17 protein-coding genes are annotated in these 18704 nt (G+C 67.6%); 8 read left to right on the top strand and 9 right to left on the bottom strand.

The features are described from left to right. Positions 1 to 5: 5 nt before the first annotated feature. The gene (locus tag ACQPYH_RS34355; protein WP_432880039.1) at positions 6 to 932 is read right to left on the bottom strand and encodes an alpha/beta hydrolase family protein; all 927 of its coding nucleotides are present in this window, start codon (positions 930 to 932) and stop codon (positions 6 to 8) included. A 55-nt stretch (positions 933 to 987) separates the two neighbouring features. Here ACQPYH_RS34355 and ACQPYH_RS34350 point away from each other — a divergent pair, with 55 nt between their 5' ends. Next, a complete protein-coding gene (locus ACQPYH_RS34350; protein ID WP_432880037.1) occupies positions 988 to 1515 on the top strand; it encodes a helix-turn-helix domain-containing protein in 528 nt (175 codons plus the stop codon). Here ACQPYH_RS34350 and ACQPYH_RS34345 read toward each other — a convergent pair. After that, positions 1484 to 2044: an MSMEG_1061 family FMN-dependent PPOX-type flavoprotein gene (locus ACQPYH_RS34345; RefSeq protein ID WP_432880034.1), complete on the bottom strand. Its 561-nt coding sequence runs from the start codon at positions 2042 to 2044 to the stop codon at positions 1484 to 1486. The genes ACQPYH_RS34350 and ACQPYH_RS34345 overlap by 32 nt on opposite strands. Positions 2045 to 2077: 33 nt before the next feature. Continuing rightward, positions 2078 to 2863: a dienelactone hydrolase family protein gene (locus ACQPYH_RS34340; protein ID WP_432880031.1), complete on the bottom strand. Its 786-nt coding sequence runs from the start codon at positions 2861 to 2863 to the stop codon at positions 2078 to 2080. A 287-nt stretch (positions 2864 to 3150) separates the two neighbouring features. Between ACQPYH_RS34340 and ACQPYH_RS34335 the strand changes: the two genes are divergently transcribed. Further along, on the top strand, positions 3151 to 4077 hold the full coding sequence (locus ACQPYH_RS34335; protein WP_432880029.1) for a GlxA family transcriptional regulator: 927 nt from the start codon (positions 3151 to 3153) through the stop codon (positions 4075 to 4077). Positions 4078 to 4139: 62 nt separating this feature from the next. On the opposite strand, the gene ACQPYH_RS34330 is transcribed toward ACQPYH_RS34335, so the two are convergent. Together ACQPYH_RS34330 and ACQPYH_RS34325 are read right to left on the bottom strand one after the other, a co-directional pair. Next, on the bottom strand, positions 4140 to 5093 hold the full coding sequence (locus ACQPYH_RS34330) for a sugar kinase (RefSeq protein WP_432880026.1): 954 nt from the start codon (positions 5091 to 5093) through the stop codon (positions 4140 to 4142). Between the two features lie 66 nt (positions 5094 to 5159). Next, on the bottom strand, positions 5160 to 5780 hold the full coding sequence (locus ACQPYH_RS34325) for a bifunctional 4-hydroxy-2-oxoglutarate aldolase/2-dehydro-3-deoxy-phosphogluconate aldolase (protein WP_432880024.1): 621 nt from the start codon (positions 5778 to 5780) through the stop codon (positions 5160 to 5162). Between the two features lie 127 nt (positions 5781 to 5907). On the opposite strand from ACQPYH_RS34325, the gene ACQPYH_RS34320 reads away from it, so the two are divergent. Then, entirely contained in the window at positions 5908 to 7701 is a 1794-nt protein-coding gene (locus ACQPYH_RS34320; protein ID WP_432880021.1) for an exo-alpha-sialidase, read from the top strand. A 2-nt stretch (positions 7702 to 7703) separates the two neighbouring features. Here the strand turns inward: ACQPYH_RS34320 and ACQPYH_RS34315 are convergent, their stop codons facing one another. From ACQPYH_RS34315 to ACQPYH_RS34300, 4 genes are read right to left on the bottom strand one after another with little or no spacing between them, the layout of a single operon-like run. Then, on the bottom strand, positions 7704 to 8510 hold the full coding sequence (locus ACQPYH_RS34315) for a hypothetical protein (protein ID WP_432880018.1): 807 nt from the start codon (positions 8508 to 8510) through the stop codon (positions 7704 to 7706). Beyond that, positions 8504 to 9649, bottom strand: coding sequence for a galactonate dehydratase (gene dgoD / locus ACQPYH_RS34310; protein WP_432880015.1), 1146 nt, complete (start codon positions 9647 to 9649; stop codon positions 8504 to 8506). The genes ACQPYH_RS34315 and dgoD overlap by 7 nt, the downstream gene beginning before the upstream one ends. After that, positions 9646 to 10386, bottom strand: a complete 741-nt coding sequence (locus ACQPYH_RS34305; protein WP_432880013.1) for a FadR/GntR family transcriptional regulator — start codon at positions 10384 to 10386, stop codon at positions 9646 to 9648. The genes dgoD and ACQPYH_RS34305 overlap by 4 nt, the downstream gene beginning before the upstream one ends. Further along, entirely contained in the window at positions 10383 to 11105 is a 723-nt protein-coding gene (locus tag ACQPYH_RS34300; protein ID WP_432880010.1) for an SDR family NAD(P)-dependent oxidoreductase, read from the bottom strand. Before ACQPYH_RS34300 ends, ACQPYH_RS34305 begins: the two co-directional genes overlap by 4 nt. Positions 11106 to 11322: 217 nt before the next feature. Here ACQPYH_RS34300 and ACQPYH_RS34295 point away from each other — a divergent pair, with 217 nt between their 5' ends. The 5 genes from ACQPYH_RS34295 to ACQPYH_RS34275 all read left to right on the top strand — a co-directional run bounded on the left by ACQPYH_RS34295 (position 11323) and on the right by ACQPYH_RS34275 (position 18612). Next, positions 11323 to 12606 carry an ABC transporter substrate-binding protein gene (locus tag ACQPYH_RS34295; RefSeq protein ID WP_432880008.1) on the top strand — a complete coding sequence of 428 codons (1284 nt, stop codon included), beginning with the start codon at positions 11323 to 11325 and terminating at the stop codon, positions 12604 to 12606. A gap of 157 nt (positions 12607 to 12763) precedes the next feature. Beyond that, positions 12764 to 13717, top strand: a complete 954-nt coding sequence (locus ACQPYH_RS34290; RefSeq protein WP_432880005.1) for a carbohydrate ABC transporter permease — start codon at positions 12764 to 12766, stop codon at positions 13715 to 13717. After that, positions 13714 to 14529, top strand: coding sequence for a carbohydrate ABC transporter permease (locus tag ACQPYH_RS34285; protein WP_233715073.1), 816 nt, complete (start codon positions 13714 to 13716; stop codon positions 14527 to 14529). The genes ACQPYH_RS34290 and ACQPYH_RS34285 overlap by 4 nt, the downstream gene beginning before the upstream one ends. After that, positions 14526 to 16499: an alpha-galactosidase gene (locus tag ACQPYH_RS34280; RefSeq protein ID WP_432880002.1), complete on the top strand. Its 1974-nt coding sequence runs from the start codon at positions 14526 to 14528 to the stop codon at positions 16497 to 16499. Before ACQPYH_RS34285 ends, ACQPYH_RS34280 begins: the two co-directional genes overlap by 4 nt. Positions 16500 to 16530: 31 nt before the next feature. Continuing rightward, on the top strand, positions 16531 to 18612 hold the full coding sequence (locus ACQPYH_RS34275; RefSeq protein ID WP_432879999.1) for an NPCBM/NEW2 domain-containing protein: 2082 nt from the start codon (positions 16531 to 16533) through the stop codon (positions 18610 to 18612). Positions 18613 to 18704 lie beyond the last annotated feature (92 nt).

Raw genomic sequence — 18704 nt, 5'->3', positions numbered from 1 at the left:
CCTGCTCACCTGGTTGCTTGCGGCAACCAGGTGAGGATCGCAGAGAGGGCATCCGGATCCACGTGCCCCGGCACCGCATAGTCGGCCATGGTCGACGGGCCGGTGCCGGGGATGAACACGTGGTTGTCGGCCTCGAGGATCGTGATCGTCGCGTCGGGGAGGCCGTCGCGCCACCCGGGCAGGTCGTCGGCGACGGTGATCTGATAGTCGCGGCCGCCTTGCAGGACGAGGATCGGTACGTCGAGTTTCGCGGCGGTCGCGACTGCGTCGTACTCGCGGAGATCCAGCCAGAACGACGCCGGCATGCCGAACGGAAGCTGCGTCGACGGGGTCTCTGCGGACAGGCTGGGATCGTCGACGACCTCGGCCTGCTGCTGGAATGCGGCGACTGTCTCCGGGGGAACCGCTCCCGTCTCCGCGAGATAGCGCGTCACGCGGACGGCGGAGCGGTGCATGGGCTGGGTGTCGCCGGCCATGATCACCAGGCCTGCCACCAACGGCTCCTCCGCGGCGATCTTCGGCGCGACCTTCCCGCCCATGCTGTGGCCGACGATGAAGACCTGCTCGACGTATTCGGCGAGCGCGCGAACGGCGGCGATCGCGTGCGGCACGTACTCCGCGGTCATCGTGTAGCCGGGTGCTGCCATCGCTTCGGGCCGGTTCGCGGTGAGCTTGTCGAAGCGCAGTACGGCGATGCCCTGCGTGGCCAGGCCCCAGGCGAGATCCTTGAGCGGCTTGTTCGGGCCCGCGGTCTCGTCGCGGTCGAAGGGTCCGCCGCCGGCTAGCAGTACGACGCCGACGGAGGGCCGCCCGCTCGGCTTGCTCGGGAGCGTGAGGGTGCCGGGCACGGTCTGGTCGGCTGCCTCGAGGACGAGGTCCTGCTCGGTGAAGGCGGTCGGGTCGGCGTACGGCGGGGGAGTCCAAGCGGTCATCGCAGTACCTTTCTCAATGTTTGAGAAAGGTAGCACGGCGTGAGATCGTTGCGCCATGGGTCCGTTGGAGCTGCTGGGACATCCGGTGCGGTTGCGGATCGTCCATGCGCTCCGCGGCGGCCGGGAGTTGACGACCGGCGAGCTGGGGGAGCGGATCGCCGATGTCTCGAAGGCGACCCTGTACCGGCACGTCGAGCTGCTCGCCGAGGGCGGGATCCTCGAGGTCGCGGAGGAACGCAGGGTGCGCGGGGCAGTCGAGCGCCGGTTCCGGCTGCAGCAGGAGCGCGCTTCGATCACGCCGGCAGACCTGGAGCGGGTGACCGTCGACGATCATCGGCGCGCGTTCGCCGTCGCGATGGCCGCGCTGGTGGCCGAGTTCAACGCCTACCTCGATCATGAGGGAGCGGATCCGCTGGCGGATCTCGTGGGCTACCGCCAGCACGGCATCTGGCTGAGCGAGGACGAGCTGCATCAACTGATCGAGGGCATGCGCGCCGCGATCCTCCCAGCCCTGACGAACGAAGCCGCTCCCGGCCGATCGCGCTACCTGCTCAGCCCGATCCTGTTCCCCGTCGAGGAGTAGCGGGGTAGAGCTGAGCTTTCCAGGTCTCCGGCTTCCAGGTTCGCGACCGGGCGAACGACTTCGGGCAGTGGAAGAACGTTTCCTCGACGTGTACGACGAGCGCGAGTGGCGGGCGATGGGAGCGCACGATCAGGTCGTCGAAGAACGGGCCGTCGGTGACGATGCGGGCGTAGCCGTTCACGCGGAGGGTCTCGGGGCGTCCGGGGATGACGAAGAGCAGGCCGGCGTGTGGATTCTCGAGGATGTTGTGGAAGCCGTCCATCCGGCGGTTGCCCGAGCGTTCCGGGATGGCGAGCGTGACCTCGTCGAGGACCTTCACGAATCCGGGCGGATCGCCCTTCGGTGAGACATCGCAGCGTCCGTCGAGCGAGGATGTGGCGACGAAGACCAGGGGCGTGCCCTCGATCCACTCCCGGTGTACGTCGCTCAGCCGCGGCTCGACCTTGTCGCGAGGGATCGGATCCGGCGTACCGAACCGCTCGAGCTCAGCCACGCTGCGTACCTCGGGCAGCTTGTCCCACCTGCTCACTTCATGCCTCCCAGTAGAACCAGTACGTCGGGACTAAGACGAGCCGGCGCCTTCGGGCGTGACAAGCAACTTGGAGGTGAGGAAGGCCAGGATCTCGTCGCGGGCCCGGACTGTGGGGTGACCGGTCTCGTCGACGAAGTGGGCTGTCACGACGCTGTGCGCGCATCCCACGACGTCTCGGAAGAACGGCGGTGGGTCCTGGTTTGCCGCGTCCGCGGGTAGTACGCGTCCGAGGAAGGCGTCACCGAGGAGCCGTTGGTACGCCGCGAAGCGTTGGCCGGTGCACCAGCGGTCGCCCTGGAACCGGTACGCGAGCACCTGCAGGTCTTCGCGCTGGAACCTCTCCGCCAGCGCGTCCGCGTCGGCAGTCGAGAGCTCGAGCTCGCCCGGGGCGTCTAGCGGAAGTGACGGGTGGTTGACGACCGGCGCGATCACAGCCGGCTCGAGCGCCATCGTGAGCGCGAAGTTGCCGGTGAAGCAGAGCCCGATCGCGCCCACCCCCGGTCCACCGGCTTCGTCGCGCGCGATCCGGGCGAGACCGCGCAGCCAGGCGCTCACCGGGCTCGTCCCACCGCCGGCGAACGCGCTGAACTCGGCGCTCACGCAAGCTCTGCGGATGATCGCCTCGCCGTCCTCGGCTGTCGGGTAGGCGCCGTCCACCCCGAACAACGACGGCACGAACACGGTGAACCCGGCGTCCCGCACCCACCGCGCGAGCCGCGCCACATCCGGGCTGATCCCAGGCATCTCCGGCATCACCACAACAGCCGGCCCGGATCCTGTCACATGCACCGTCTTCGCAACCCCACCAATCTCCACAACCCGATGCTCAAAGTCGTCCAGGGAGTCGTCTCGGGAGCCGTCGGCAGGGTGGTCGTGGGAGGTGGGGAGAGAGGCGTCGGCCGGGTGGTCGGGCGGGGTGCCGGTGGAGCTGTCGGGGGAGCTGTCGGGGGTGCGAGAGGCTTGGCTCATGGTTGAGGATTTCGCTGGAGGCGGTGACTGACCACTGGCGAGATCGCCAAGGTGTTGGTTAATCTCGCCAGGTGGTGGGGCTTCGGGTTTCGGTGCTGGCTTATCCGGGGTGTTTTGCGTCGGAAGTGCATGGGGTGCCGGATCTGCTGACGATGGCGACGCGGGTTGCGCAGGTGCGCGGGATGCTTGAGCCGGCGTACGACGTGCGGATTGTGTCGCCGCGGCGACGGGTGCTTGCGTCCGGAGGTGTGCGGATCGATGTCGGCCCGCTGCGGCCGTCGGATGTGCTGGTCGTGCCCGGGTTCGAGGTCGGGTCGCCAGTCGATGTTGACTGTGTGCTGTCTCGGCTCGGGCCGGAGGTCGCGGCGATCCGTGCGTACGCGGCGGGCGGCGGTGCGGTGGTTTCGCTGTGTATCGGCGCATTCCTGCTTGCCGAGGCCGGTGTGCTGGATCGCCGTACGGCCACGACCTCCTGGCTGTACGCCGACCAGCTGGCGCGCCGGTACCCAGCGGTCGATGTCCGCGCCGATCAACTGGTCGTCACCGATCAGGGGGTGACCACGACGGCCGCGTTCAGCGCGATGTACGACTTCGCCCTTACCCTCATCCGCCGGCACAGCGGCGAGTCCGTCGCACGGACCACGGCCCGGATCGCGCTGGTGGACGACGCCCGGACCTCGCAGGCGCCGTACGTCGACCAGTCGGTCCTTCCGGCCGCGGGCTCGACGTTCGCGGACGACGTGAAGCGCTGGCTGGACCAGCACCTCGACGCTGCGTACGACCTGGAGCGACTGGCGAGTGAGCTTCACGTCAGCTCGAGGACACTGCTCCGACGGTTCGGTGAGGCAACGGGCGCTACGCCGCTCGAGTATCTGCAGGCGGCTCGGGTACGCCGAGCCGGACGACTGCTGGAGACGACCGGTCGGACTGTGGCTCGCATAGCCGGTGAGGTGGGGTATCGGGACCCGGCCTCGTTCAGCCGCCTGTTCCGGCGGCTCACCGGCAAGGCGCCGGGGGAGTACCGCTCGCAGTTCCGGCGTCCCCCGCCCGACAGCGCGTGACCTCCGCAGGCAGCGCGTGACCTCGGTGGACAGCCCCTGACCTCAGTGGACAGCGCGTGACCTCAGCGGAGCGCTGTGCCTTGGGAGTGCGACAGGAGGGTCAGGTCCTCGCGGGTAGGGAGGGATTCCCAGTCGCCGTACGCCGTGACGCAGAAAGCACCGGATGTCGTGGCCCTCTCGAGGCAGGACTCGGTGGAGAGCTTGTCGAGGGTGGCTGACAGGTAGCCGGAGACGAACGCGTCGCCGGCACCGATGCTGTCGACCACGGTGACCGGGAGTGCCGGGCGATGGATGGTGTGTACGTCGGATGCCGACCCGGTGCCTTTGGTGTGCGCCCACGCGCCCTTCCCGCCGGCGGTGACTACGAGTGTGTCGACGGTCTTGAGGAGATCGGCGGTTGGGTCGCTCGCGTCGGTGAGCAGGTCGAGTTCGTCGTCCGACGAGAAGATGGTGTGGACGTGGGGCAGGAGTTCGCGGATCGCGGCGGCCGCGTCGGCGCGCGACCAGAGGCGAGCCCGGTAGTTCACATCCAGTGAGACTTGGACACCCGCTGCGGAGGCCGTGCGTACGGCGGCCAGCGTCGCGGCCCGCGCGGTATCGGAGAGCGCCGGGGTGATGCCGGTGACGTGCAGCAGCGTCGGATTCGCCGACTCAACGGCCGCGGTCGTTTCCGAAGCGGTGAGGGTGGATGCGGCCGACCCGCGGCGGTGGTAGCTGACCCGGGTGATGTCGTGCGACGGCTGGTCGAACGCGATGAAGCCGGTGAACGAGTCGTCCGCGAACCGCAAGTACGTCGTGTCGACGTTCTCGGCGCGCAGCGTGCGCTGGATCAGTCGCCCCGGCTCATCGTTGCCTACGGCACTCAACCAGGCGGCGTCGTGGCCGAGCCGGGCAACACCGATCGCCACGTTGCTCTCGGAGCCGGCGATGGACAGGTGTGCGTCGCCGCCGAGGCGCATCGGGCGAGCGGTCCGCACCGAGACCATCGTCTCGCCGAACGTCAGAAGGTCGGTCATCAGGTACTCCGAGAGGTCGAGCGTGCGTCGTCGATCATCAAGTATTCGTCGGGCGTGCGTAGCCGGTCAGACGCCGAGCTCGGTCCGGAAGGTGCTGGCGCGGATGGCGAGCTCGGCCAAGGAACCGCCAACACCAGCGTCGCCCAGCAACGGGGAACTCACGCCGACGGCGAGCGCTCCCGCAGACAGGTACTTCGGCGCGGACTGGGCGTCGACCCCGCCGACGGCGATGAGCGGCGCGTCGGGGAGCGGTGCGAGCAGTTCGCTGAGGTACCCGGGACCGTGGAGCTTCGCTGGGAAGATCTTCACCGCGGTCGCGCCGAGGTCCAGCGCAGCGACGACCTCGGTCGGAGTAAGCGCGCCGCACAGCAGCGGCAGGCCGAGCTGAACCGCGCGATGAGCGCCCCGCGTGATCGCCGGAGTGACGATGAAGCCGGCCCGAGCCGCGGCGACCTCGTCGGCCTGGGCCGCGGTCACGACGGTGCCGGCGCCGATCAGGATGTGCGGGTCGTACTGCGAACGCGCCTTGGCGATCGCCTCCACCCCGCCGGGCGTGGTCAGCGAGATCTCGAGCGCGGTGACACCGGCCTCGACGAGCGTCTCGACGCAGGCGAGCGCGGTGTCCGCCCCGTCGGCGCGGATGATCGCGAGCAGCTTCCGGGTGCGGAGTTCGGCAAGCAGGTCCATGGTCTCCAACCTAAGTGATGACTGCAGAAATAGGACGTCCTATGAGCTCTGTTCGAGACGGCGGATCTGTGGCTAAATTACTGAGTGAACAACCGCCCCGTTGTTTACTTTCAGGAGGCAGCCGCCCATGCCCAAGCTCAAACTCCTGCTCACGGCGCTCGCTCTGACCGCCGCAAGCCTGACCGTGCCGACTCAAGCGCAGGCCGCCATCACCCAGACCGTGCTGTTCGACAAAGGCGACGCCGGCTACGGCTGCTATCGCATCCCCGCGATCGTGAAGACCAAGGCGGGCACGCTGCTCGCGTTCGCCGAGGCCCGGCGTGCGTGGTGCGCGGACTCCCAGGAGATCGACCTGGTCCTGCGCCGCTCCGAGGACGACGGCCGCACGTGGTCGGCGATCCAGACCGTACTGTCGGGCACCGACTCCGACCCGACCGCGGTGGCGACCCGCGGCAACCCGGCCCCGATCGTGGACTACGAGACCGGCCGTATCGTCCTGCTGAGCACGATGGATCCCGGTATGACGAGTCGCCCGCGCACGCCGTACGTCCAGTTCAGCGATGACGACGGGAAGACGTGGAGCAACGCCAAGAACATCGGCGACCAGATCGATGACCCGGCCTGGGGCTGGTACGCGACCGGTCCTGTGCACGGCATCCAGCTCACCCGCGGCACCCACGCCGGCCGGCTGGTTGCAGGCACGAACTACGACAACGGCGCCGGTAAGAACGCCGGCCAACTCGTCTACAGCGACGACCACGGCGAGACCTGGCACAAGGGCGCGACCGATCTCCGCTCCGACGCGACGCCGCAGGAGATCAGCGTCGTCGAGAAGGTCGACGGGGGCGTGTACGCCGGTGCCCGCAACAACGCCGGTACGTCGGGAGCGAGCCGGATGTCCGCGGTCAGCAACGACGGCGGGCAGACGTTCGCAGCGCCGTTTGCCACCATCGCGGGGCTGACGACGCCCGTCGTGCAAGGTTCGTTGCAAAGGCTGCGAGCCGTTGACCAAGGTGACAAGTACAACCGGATCCTGTTCGCGGCCCCGGCGGACCCCGATCGCCGTAGGTACATGACGATCCGGTCCAGCTTCGACGAGGGCAAGACCTGGCAGACCGTTGCCGAGGGCACCCGAATCACCAGCGACTGGTCCGGGTACTCCGATCTGGCGATCCTCGACACCGGCGAGATCGGCCTGCTCTACGAGGGCGGTACGGTCGACGCGCGCGACCAGATCCGCTTCGCCCGCTTCACCGAGAACGACATCGGCCACCCCGATGCGCCGCTCGGCGCGACGACGCCGGACACCAGCGGCCTGCACAACGACAGCTACCTGCGCGGCGGACCCACCGCAACAACGGGCAAGTTCGGCCAGGCAAGAGACTTCGACGGCGTAGACGATGCGCTCCAGCTCCCCTTCGCCGAGTCGCTCGCGGTCGGCGCAGGCGATTTCACCGCGATGGCCTGGATCAAGTACGGCGCCAGCACCACACCGCAGGCGATCTTCTGGGGCTACAACATCAACGAGTTCTCGCAGTTCTGGCTCCGGGCAGAACCCGCGGACGGCCGGATCCGCGGTCTGATCACTACCGGCGGCAACACCGCGGCCGTGCAGACGACCAAGGCCTACAACGACAACGCCTGGCATCACGTCGCGTTGCAACGCAAGGCCGGCACACTCTCGATCTGGGTCGACGGCACCCAAGCCGCGAGCGTCACCGCGCCGAGCGGATCGGTCAGCCCCGGTCGCCCGTTCAAGATGTACGTCGGTCAGCGGCTGGACGGCGCACACCACTTCGACGGCTCGATGGACGAGGTCCGCCTCTACAAACGGGCCTTGACCGCGACGGAGCTCGACAGCATCCGCACCACCAACAGCACGACGGTGCCGAACGTCGTACTCGATCTGCCGCTCGGGTGACATCACACTGGCCTGGCGGACAGCGTGAGCCGCCAGGCCAGCTCACCACTCGCCGGGATGACGGCAGCGTCGTCAGGCCCGGCCTCCGCGAGGTCGAACACCCGGCCCAGCATCGGCTCGACCCCGAGACTCCGGTACGGCGCATCCGCCGGGAAACCGCCCTGGTTCCGCCACAACGCGGTGGAGACTGGTTGCCCCGGGCAACTCAACGTCATCATGAGCTCGGCGCCGCGATCCCGCACCGAAACCGTTGGACAGTCCACCAGAACCGCTCCAGCAGCAGTCCCGTCCGAAGCGCCAAACGTATCCAACTCGAGTGGGCTCGGCCAACTAGACGTAACCCAGGGCGCGTCGTCGGGCCAGGCCCATGGAAGCTCACCAGCCGCCTCGGGATACAGCCTGCACTCGGTCCCGGGCGGAGCGGAGATGACTGCGCCCGCGGCGCAATCGAGGAGCGCGTGGGCGGCCCAGATGAACCGATAGCCCGGCGAGGCTTCAAGACGGTAGTCGACGCTCACCGTATCGGTGCCTGGGGTGAAGGCGCGGGTCAGCACCGCGCCGTCGTACTCGACGGAACCGTCCCACGGCTGGTTCCAGAGTGCGCCGTGGTCCGGTATGCCGCGGACAGTCGGGAAGCATTCGTCCAGGCCGCCGGCGTCGATGAAGGTGGCGAGACCGGTGCGAGGCCCGCTGATCAGGCCGGGACCGGCCCAGAGCCACTCCCGTCCGGCCAGCTGTAGGGACGTCCAACGACCGCCGTCGGTCGCGTCGACGGTCACCAACCGGCCGGCCGCGTGCTCGGTCACCATTCGGCGAAGGAGCCGTCTTCGTGGATCCACACCGGATTGCGCCACGAGTGACCGATCTTGTCGGCCGCCCGCACGGCCTCCTCGTCGACCGTGATTCCCAAGCCAGGCAGGGGATTCCACTCCGCGTGGCCGTTGACCCAGGTGAATGGCGCAGGATCCACGACGTACGACGTGAGGTCGCTCGATTCGTTGTAATGGATGCCGCGGCTCTGCTCCTGGATCAGGAAGTTCGGTGTCGCGAACGAGACCTGCAACGAAGCCGCCAGTGAGATCGGCCCGAGCGGACAATGCGGCGCAAGCATCGCGCCGTGCGCATCAGCGAGTACGGCGATCCGTCGCAACTCGGAGATCCCGCCCGCGTGCGACACGTCCGGCTGTACGACGGCGACGCCCGCGTTCAACGGCGCCATGAACTCGGCCCGGTGGTACAGCCGTTCTCCGAGCGCGACCGGGATCGTCGAGGTCTCCACCACCGAGGACAGATGCGCCATCTGCTCGGGCAGCACCGGCTCCTCGACGAACATCGGCTGCAGACCCTCGACGGCGTGCAGGATCCGCCGCGCGCCGGCAACGCCGACGCGTCCATGCAGGTCGATCGCGACGTCACGAGAGTCGCCGAGCACCTCGCGTGCAGCGGCGAGCCGGGTGACGATGTCGTTGACCTCGGCAACTGATGGCGAGGCCTGGATCTGACCGCTGGCGTTCATCTTCACCGCCGTCATACCCGCAGCGACCTGCTCCGCGACGGCATCGCCGATCGAGGACGGTTCGTCCCCGCCGACCCACGCGTACACGCGGACCCGATCACGGACGCGGCCGCCGAGTAATGCCGCGACGGGAGCGCCGTACACCTTGCCGGCGATGTCCCACAAAGCATGGTCGAGGCCGGCGACGGCGCTGCTCAAAACAGGCCCGCCGCGGTAGAACCCGCCCTTCGTCAACACTTGCCAGTGCCGCTCGATCTGCAACGGGTCCTGGCCGATCAGGTACTCCGCGAGTACGTCGATCGCCGCGCGCACAACCTCAGCGCGACCCTCGACGACGGGCTCGCCCCAGCCGACGACGCCGTCGCTCGTCTCGACCCGGCAGAACAACCAGCGCGGTGGGACGAGGAACGTCTCGATCTTCTCGATCTTCACCGGCGCCGCCGACGAGTCGATCCGCGTACTTCGGTGAGGTCCTCGGCCGCCTTCGCCAGCAGTTCCCGCATCGCGAGCTCGGCGCCCTCGGGATCGTGCGCGCGGATCGCGTCCACGACCAGCCGGTGGCTCGGGATCGGATCGTCCGACGGCTTGACCGTGTGCACCAGCCGGTCGCGATCGGCGAGCCCGGTCTCCATGATCACTTCCATCTTCGTCAGCAGTTCGTTGCCGGTTGCCGCCAGCAACGCCCGGTGGAACGCAAGGTCCGCGGCCGCCGCGGCAAGGTTGTCGTCGGCCGACTCCATCCCCGCGAGTGCCTCATCAAGCGCCGCGACGTCGGAATCGTCGGATCGCAGCGCGGCCAGTCGGGCCGCGGCCGGCTCGACAATCCCGCGCACCTCGTGCAGCTCCTCGAGCAGCTCGGGCCGCGAGTCGGCGTCCTTGAAATGCCAGCGGATCATGTCCGCGTCCAGCAGGTTCCAGTCCGACCGCGGCCGGACGAACGTGCCGCGCTTCTGCCGCGCGTCCACCAGGCCCTTCGCGGTCAGCACCTTCAAGGCCTCACGAACCGCGGTCAGGCTGACGCCGAGGTCGGACTGCAGCTCGGTCACGTTGATGGTCGCGCCCTCCGGGATCTGCCCGGACAGGATGCGGTCGGCCATCACCTCCACGATCTGCCCGTGCAGCCCACGCGACACCCCGCGCTGAATCCCCGTCACACCGATCTCCCTCATGCCGAGTCCTTCACCGCGGACCATCCGCCGTCGACCACCAGGCTTGCCGCCGTCACGAACGACGCCTCGGACGACAGCAGGAACGCCACCGCTTGAGCCACCTCGTCCGGCTGGCCGAGCCGCCCGAGCGCAGTCGCCTGCGCGCTGCGTTCGCGCCCCTCGGCGTCGACGCGGTCCCACATCGCCGTCACGACCGGGCCCGGAAGGACGGTGTTCACCCGGATCGAGCGACCGTACTCGACCGCCAGTTGGCGTCCGAGCGAGATCAGCGCGCCCTTCGTCGCGGCGTACGCCGGATGGCCGGGCAGGCCGGCGATCGCGTGCACCGACGAGACCAGTACGACGGAGCCGGCATTCGCGACGAGGTCGTCGTAGAGCGCCTGGAATCCGAGGAAGGCCGCGGTGAGGTTGACGTCGAGTTGGCGTTGCCAGGACGGTGGCGACAGTTCGTGGGCGGGCTTGACGTCGACGACGACCGCGTTGCTGACCAGGCCGTCGATCGGGCCGAGCTCGTCGCGGCCGCGGGACCGGACCTCGGCCCAGGTGTCCGGCGACGCGACGTCACCGACCACGCTGATGGCTTTGTCCGGCAGCTCCTTGCACGGGTGGATGTCCACCTGCACGACCTGCGCACCCTCGGTCAGCGCCCGTTCGACGCACGCCGCGCCGATCCCCGACGCGGCCCCGGTCACCACGATCACCCGCCCAGCCAGCCGCACCCGCGCCTCCTCAAGTCACCCCTACCCAAGCACGCAGGCAGGCCCGTTCCAACGATGAACGAGCCACCAGTTGACCGTGACGCCAGTGTCGCGTCAAGCGATTTGCTCGTAATTTACGAATTAATATTGACACTTGGGACGGCTCGCCGCAAGATCGTCGGCAACAAGGACCACGGACTCGACTGGCATCACCGTCGAGCAGAACTCAGGAGTGGGCATGACGGGTCTGGCAGCAGATCGGCGGACTTTCCTCAAGGGACTCGGAGTGCTCGGGGCAGCGACCCTGATACCGGGGTGCGCGACCTCGACGAAGAGTCCGGGCAGTAGCGGCGGGGCGAGCAGCGCGCTGTCGCTGCAGTCCAACCTCTCCAGCGAGCAGGCCAAGGCCGCGATGGAGAATCTCGTTGCTGCGTACAACAAAACCGGCGGGTCGCAGGTCAAGCTGAACACGGTCGCCGCGGAGATCTTCCGGACCCAGCTGCCGACGTACCTGACCTCGGCGAACCCGCCGGACGTCTACACCTGGTACGCCGGGTCGGTCGCGGACTCGTACGCGAAGAAGGACCTGCTGCTCGACGTGACCAGCGTCTGGGACAGCATGGGCAACTACTCGAAGGCGATGCAGTCGCTGTCGACGAGCAGCGCGGGGCAGAAGATCTTCGTGCCGACCAGCTACTACTGGTGGGGCATGTTCTACCGGAAGTCGAACTTCGCCAAGTGGGGCGTGACGCCGCCGAAGACGTGGGCCGAGTTCGTTGCCGTGTGCAAGACGATCCAGAGCAAGGGCATCCCGCCGATCGGGATCGGGCTCGGTGACACGCCGTGGGTCGCGTCGGCCTGGTTCGACTACCTGAACATCCGGATCAACGGCGCGCCGTTCCACCGCCAGTTGCTGGCCGGCGAGGGCGACTTCACCGACCCGAAGGTGAAGGCGGTCTTCACCAAGTGGCGCGAGGTGCTGCCGTACTTCGACCCGAAGGGCAAGTCGTTCCCGTTCCAGGAGGCGACGTCGGCGCTGCTCGCGGGCAAGACCGGGATGTTCCTGATCGGCACGTTCTTCGCGGACTCGGCTCCTAAGGACGCGCTGGACGACATCGACTTCTTCCAGTTCCCGATCATCGATCCCGCCGTACCGGTTGCCGAAGAGGCGCCGACGGACGGGTACTTCGCCTCGAAGAAGGCGAAGGATCCGGAGGGTACGAAGAAGTTCCTCACCTGGCTGGCGACGCCGGAGGCGCAGAACATCTACGTGCAAAGCTCTTCCGGCACGGCGATCCCGGCGAACCCGGAGGGCAAGTCGGCCGACACCGCGCTGGTGAAGAAGGGCAAGGCGATGATCGAGGGCGCTGCGGAGATCACGCAGTTCTTCAACCGCGACTCGAGCGACGCCCTCCAGCCCACCGCCGACGCCGCCCTCACCAAGTTCCTCGACAAGCCCGACCAGATCGACAAGATCCTCGCCGACTGGCAAGCCGCAGCCCAGAAGGTCTTCAAAGCGTGAGCATGATGTTGCTGGGCAAGAACTCCTGTGCGGTTGTTCCCGCCGCGCCCCGCCTCCGGCGGGGCACGGCGGGAGTTAAAGACGGAGCGAAGCCAAGGGGCGTTGGCCGGTGGGCTGGGAGCGGCTCCGGTGGAGCCGGATGCGCGGAGGTGGTCGGATGACGTCCACCGTGGCGGAGGCGGCGCAGCCGGCCGCCCGCTCCGGCGACCGGTCCAGCGGCGGAGCCCGCCGTCCTCGCCGGACCGGCCCACGGCGAGTCTCGCCTCTCATTCTCGCCTTTGTTCTCGTGCCGTTCCTGATTGAAGCGGTGTGGGTGTTCTGGCCGGCGTTGCAGGGGTTCTGGTTGGCGTTGACGAGTTGGGACGGGTTGTCGGCTCCGCGGTTTGTTGGGTTCGGCAACTTTTCTGACATGGTGTCGGATCCGATCTTCCGGACTGCGCTGAAGAACACTGCGATCTGGCTGGTGTTGTTCGGTGGGTTGAGTGTGATCGGCGGGTTCGGGATGGCGCTGCTGTTGCAGCGGGAGCGCCGCGGGGTCGGGATCTACCGGGCCGCGCTGTTCACCCCGGTGGTGTTCTCGCTGGTCGTCACGGCGCTGATCTGGCGCGTGTTCTACCAGCCGGATGGACTTGTCGACACGGTGTTCCGAACCGTTGGCCTGGGCAACTTCGTCCGCCCGTGGCTGGCGGACCCCGACACCGCGCTGTACGCCGTGATCGTGCCCGCGCTCTGGCGACAGATCGGGTATGTGATGGTGCTGTACCTGGCCGGCCTGAAGGCAGTCGACCCCGCGCTCTACGAAGCCGCGAAGGTCGACGGCGCGTCCGCCTGGCAGCGCACGCGGTACGTGACGATCCCGCAGCTCAAGGGCGTGAACTCCGTCGTACTGTCGGTGATCGTGATCGACTCGCTGCGATCGTTCGACATCGTCTGGTCGATGACGAGGGGCGGCCCGTACCACTCCTCCGAGCTGCTCAGCACCTACATGTACTCGACGGCGTTCCAGTCGACCCAGCTCGGCTACGCCTCCGCGATCGCTGTCGTGATCTTCATCCTCGCCCTGGCCGTGATCCTGGGCTACCTCATCCGCGCCTTCCGGGAGGAATCGTGATTCGCCGTACGGGGTACCACGTGGCGATGTCGATCGTGTCGTTCCTGTGGGTCGCGCCGATCCTCTGGGTGATCGTGATCTCGTTCCGGTCATTCGACGATGTCGCCGCCAACGGGCTCGGATCGTTGCCGCATTCGTTCACGTTCTCGACGTACAAGTCGGCGTGGGAGGACGCGGACGAGTTCCGGGCATTGATCAACAGTCTGCTCGTAACGATCCCGGCGGTGCTGCTGAGCCTCGGGCTCGCGTCGATCGCGGCGTACGGGCTGGCGCGGTACAACATCCCGTTCCGGCGGACGATCCTGTTGCTGATGTTGATGGGCAACCTGTTGCCGCCGCAGATCCTGCTGATCCCGATCTCCCGGTTCGTGGAGTTGATCGGGTACTACGACACGCTGATCGCACTGATCGCCGTCCACGTCGGGTTCGGGCTCGGGTTCTACACGTTCGTGCTGCACGGGTTCATGCGGGACCTGCCGCGGGAGATCCAGGAGGCGGCGACGATCGATGGCGCCGGGCCGGGTCGCATCTACTCGAGCGTGATTCTGCCGTTGACGCGCCCGGCGCTGGCCGCGCTCGGTGCGCTGTCATTCACGTGGATCTTCAACGACCTGCTGTGGTCGATCACCGTGATCCGCTCGGGCGAGAAGATGCCGGTGACGCCGGCACTGCTCGGTCTGCAAGGCCTGTTCGTGTCATCGTGGAACGTGATCGCGGCCGGAACTGTGATCGCCGCGGTGCCTACCGTGGCGGTATTCCTTCGTTTCCAGAAGCACTTCGTAGGCGGGCTGGCGATCGGAGCCGTCAAGTGAGGACGTGGACCCTCCGCGGTACGACGACGTCGTACGTCGTCGGCGTCCCCGCGCATGGTCAGTGGGCGCAGCTGGTTGCCTGGGGCCCGCATGAGGGTCTCGCACCCGTCGAGATCGTCGGCACGGAACACTTCGTGCCGCGCGCCGACGTGGAGCCATTGGAGTACGCCGTCCGTGGGGTCCGATACACCGCTCGCGTGGATCTGGTTGTCTCCGGTCCTGGGAGAACAGATGAGTTCCGCCCGGTCTTTGTGGACGCCCGCGAGGACGACCATCTCGAGCTCGAGTTCGTTGACACCATTCGGCTCGTCCTGCATTACCGGATGGTTGGCGACGTGCTGGAGCGCTGGGTCTCGGTCCGCAATGACGGGACCGACGAGCTGACGCTTCATAGGCACGACTCGGCCGGGTTTGTGGTGCCTGGTGGGAACACCATCAAGTACCTGTGGGGTGAGTGGAACAGCGAGTTCCAGCAGGCCTCGGTGACGCTGCCGCGCGGGCGGTTCACGATCGGGAGTGCGCAGGGGATCACCGGTCACTCCTACTCACCCTTCCTGGCCACCGACGGCGACATCGCGTACGGAGTACAGCTGGCGTGGTCAGGCTCGTGGGAGATGACGGCCGACGTGGACACCACTGGACTGCTGCGCGTGCAGGCCGGCCGGACGTCGTCGAGCCAAGGGCTGCGACTGGCGCCGGGGGAGACGTGGGAGTCGCCGAAGGCTGTCGGCGCCTGCAGCGCCGAGGGCAGCGACGGACTGGCGCGGGCCTTCCACGACTACCAGCGCTCCCAGTCCCGGAAGCGGACGCCGCACGTCCTGTACAACTCCTGGTTTGCGACCGAGTTCGACATCCGGGCGGAGCATCAGCTCGAGTTGGCGCGGCGGGCGGCGAGTATCGGGGTCGAGACGTTCGTGGTCGACGACGGGTGGTTCGTTGGCCGGTCCGACGATACGGGCGGGCTGGGGGACTGGGAGGTTGATCCGGCCAAGTTCCCCGACGGGCTGGACGGGTTCATCGGGCAACTGAAGGACATTGGGCTGGCTTTCGGGTTGTGGATCGAGCCGGAGTCGGTCAGCCCGTCGTCGCAGCTGGCTGCGGAACATCCGGAGTGGATCCTGCGGACGGCCGGTCAGGAGCCCGTGCTGGTGCGGAACCAGTTGCTGCTCGACCTCAGCCGGGACGACGTCACGGAGTTCATCTGGGACACGCTCGACCGGCTGCTGTCGACGTACGACATCTCGTACTTGAAGTGGGATGCCAACCGGCCTCGGTTGGATTCCGGTGATCAGCGGCGGGACCTGGATGGCCGCGTGGTGGCGAATCTCTACCTGATTCTGGATCGGCTGAGGGCTCAGCACCCGGACGTTTTCGTCGAAGGGTGCGCTGGGGGCGGGGCTCGGGTGGATCTGGGGATGGCTGCTCGGGTGGATACGTTGTGGCCGAGTGACAACACGGCCCCGCTGGATCGGCTCAGGATTCAGGAGGGGTTCCGGACCGGGTTCGCGCCGCACCTGATGAGTTCGTGGGTGACCGATGCCATCGGCACCCATGACGGTCGCGAGCGGTCGCTCGATTTCCGCTTCCACGTCGCGATGGCCGGCGTACTCGGGATCGGCGCGGACCTGTCCCGGTGGAGCGACGAACAGTTGAAGACGGCAACTCGCCATATCGAGCAATACAAGGGCTTTCGAGAGTTGATTGCCGATAGCAAGGTCTATGGACTGGCGGCCGGTGTGCAGTACGTCGGCGCGACGCGGTCCGTGGTGTTCCTGTGGGAGACCGGCGACGGCAACGTGCGCGGCACGCTGCCGACCCGGCCGCGGCGGGTGCCGCTGGCCGGCCTGGATCCGGCGAAGAACTACCGGGTGGGTTCAGAGACCTACTCGGGCAGCTACCTGCTGCAGGTCGGGGTCGCGTTCGACGGCCCGGCCGACTCGCAGTGCCTGATCGTCGAGGCACTCGACTGACCGTCCGCTCAACGGCAGCAAAGGAAGGCACATGAAGCGACTCCTCGGTGGGGTGATCGCCGCTGCGCTCATGCTCGGCGGTGTCGTATCCACCACAACCCCAGCTGTGGCGGCTCAGGCCACAGCTACAGGTACTGCGCCAGCCGCAGTGCTCAGCCCGACGCCGTACATGGGCTGGAACACGTACTACGGACTCGGCGGCGACTTCACCGAGGACACGATCAAGTCGGTCGCGGACTCGCTGGTGAGCCGCGGGCTGGCGAAGGCCGGCTACGACATCGTCTGGCTGGACGGCGGCTGGCAGGCCGACCAGTCGCGCAGCGCGGCCGGCGACCTGGTCCCGAACCCGGCCAAGTTCCCGAACGGTCTGAAGCCGCTCGTCGACTACATCCACAGCAAGGGCCTGAAGGCCGGTATCTACACCGACGCCGGTCCGTACATCCCGGGCAAGTGCGGTCTCGGCAGCGGCGGCTACTACCAGCACGACGCCGACACCTTCGCCGCCTGGGGATTCGACGCGGTCAAGGTCGACTACCTGTGTGGCATCGCGGCCAACCTGGACCCGAAGACGGTCTACACCGAGTTCGCCCAGGCGCTGCGGAACAACGCGAGCCACCGGCCGATGATCTTCAACCTCTGCAACCCGGTCACCTCGCCGGACTGGGGCAACTACCCGGAGTCCCAGCAGTCGATCAACTCCTGGTCGTACGCGCCGGGGATCGCGCAGTCGTGGCGCACGTACACCGATGTCGGCTTCCAGGGCGACATCAAGTTCAAGGACGTACTGCGCAACTACGACGCCAACGCGCGGCACCCGGAGGTCGTGAAGCCGGGCGCGTTCAGCGATCCGGACTACCTCGCGCCCGAGCTCGGGATGACCGACGAGGAGTTCCGCACGCAGCTCACGCTGTGGGCCGTTGCGGCTGCTCCGCTGGTTGTCGGTAGCGACGTACGGAAGCTGTCTGCGACAACCATTGGGATGCTGACGGATCCTGATGTCATCGCCATCAACCAGGACAAGGCCGCAGTGCAGGCCGTCCGGGTCGGCGCGGCCGGTACGACGGAGACGTGGGTCAAGCGGCTCGCTGACGGCAGTCGCGCCGTCGTACTGCTGAACCGGGGTGACAGCGCTCAGACTCTGACGACCACCGCATCGGCAGTTGGTTTGCACGGCTCGCGATTCACCTTGAAGAACGCATGGACGAACAAGGTGACCGAGAGCGGCGGCGTGATCAGCGCGGCGGTTCCGGCACACGGTACGGCGCTCTTCCGCGTCGAGCCGGCTAGCGGCGTACCGGGGATCCCGCACGTGACCGCTGGGATTCCGCAGGTGACGAAGGTTGGTACGGATGCGCAGCCGGCGGATGCTGCTCCGGTTGTTGCCGGTGGCGACGAGCTGACGGTTCAGGTCAACGTCCGCAACGACGGCACGCTCCCGGTGCTGCAACCGACCGTGACTGTTGCCGGTAGCAACGGGTGGACCGTTAAGCCGTTGTCCAAGGCACCCGCAATCCTTGCCGGTGGCCAACAGGCGAACTTCACCTTCACGGTCAAGCTCCCCGCCCGCGCAACCCCCGGCACGGCCGCCATCACCGCACAGACGGCATACCAAACGGTATTGTATGGCGTGCAGAAGCAGACGACTGCGCTGTCGTCAATCGTGATTGCGCCCGCGCCACCGAGCGGGACCGTGCCGCTGTCGCACCACGACTGGATCACGGCCACCAGCGGGTGGATGTCGCCGACCATCGACGAGAGTGTCGGCGGCGGTAACCCGATCAAGCTCACCGGTACGACGTACCCGACCGGTATCGGCGTGGCCTCGCCGTCGCTCATTCGCTACTACCTCGGTAAGTCGTGCTCGCGGCTGACCGGTGTGGCCGGCATCGACGACGTGGTCAGCAACGTCGACACGGCAGGCGGCACGTCCACCTTCCAGGTCGTCGGCGACGGCAAGGTCCTGTTCGACAGCGGCACCGTCGACCGCTTCACCCCGAAGCAGTTCGACGTCGACCTCACCGGCGTACGCGTCCTCGACCTGGTCGTCGGCGACGCAGGCGACGGCGGCTACAACGACCGCGCCGACTGGGCAGCACCGACCGCAACCTGCTGACGAGGTGGGTGGACCGGGAGCGGTCCACCCACCTCCGCGGGCCAGGGGCGGATCGCCAGGCCATCACAATCACCGAACTCCCGGGACTGCCC

This window comes from Kribbella sp. CA-245084, from assembly GCF_050942355.1.
Lineage (GTDB): Bacteria > Actinomycetota > Actinomycetes > Propionibacteriales > Kribbellaceae > Kribbella.
This window is presented reverse-complemented; position numbering and strand designations above follow the sequence as displayed.

What these genes read in the sequence shown, in the direction of transcription:
- ACQPYH_RS34320 (WP_432880021.1), top strand. Translation starts at nt 5,908, where the DNA reads ATGCCCAAGCTCAAACTCCTGCTCACGGCGCTCGCTCTGACCGCCGCA.
- ACQPYH_RS34355 (WP_432880039.1), bottom strand. Translation starts at nt 932, where the DNA reads ATGACCGCTTGGACTCCCCCGCCGTACGCCGACCCGACCGCCTTCACC.
- ACQPYH_RS34290 (WP_432880005.1), top strand. Translation starts at nt 12,764, where the DNA reads ATGACGTCCACCGTGGCGGAGGCGGCGCAGCCGGCCGCCCGCTCCGGC.
- ACQPYH_RS34330 (WP_432880026.1), bottom strand. Translation starts at nt 5,093, where the DNA reads ATGACCGACCTTCTGACGTTCGGCGAGACGATGGTCTCGGTGCGGACC.
- ACQPYH_RS34305 (WP_432880013.1), bottom strand. Translation starts at nt 10,386, where the DNA reads ATGAGGGAGATCGGTGTGACGGGGATTCAGCGCGGGGTGTCGCGTGGG.
- ACQPYH_RS34350 (WP_432880037.1), top strand. Translation starts at nt 988, where the DNA reads ATGGGTCCGTTGGAGCTGCTGGGACATCCGGTGCGGTTGCGGATCGTC.
- ACQPYH_RS34275 (WP_432879999.1), top strand. Translation starts at nt 16,531, where the DNA reads ATGAAGCGACTCCTCGGTGGGGTGATCGCCGCTGCGCTCATGCTCGGC.
- ACQPYH_RS34295 (WP_432880008.1), top strand. Translation starts at nt 11,323, where the DNA reads ATGACGGGTCTGGCAGCAGATCGGCGGACTTTCCTCAAGGGACTCGGA.
- ACQPYH_RS34315 (WP_432880018.1), bottom strand. Translation starts at nt 8,510, where the DNA reads ATGGTGACCGAGCACGCGGCCGGCCGGTTGGTGACCGTCGACGCGACC.
- ACQPYH_RS34325 (WP_432880024.1), bottom strand. Translation starts at nt 5,780, where the DNA reads ATGGACCTGCTTGCCGAACTCCGCACCCGGAAGCTGCTCGCGATCATC.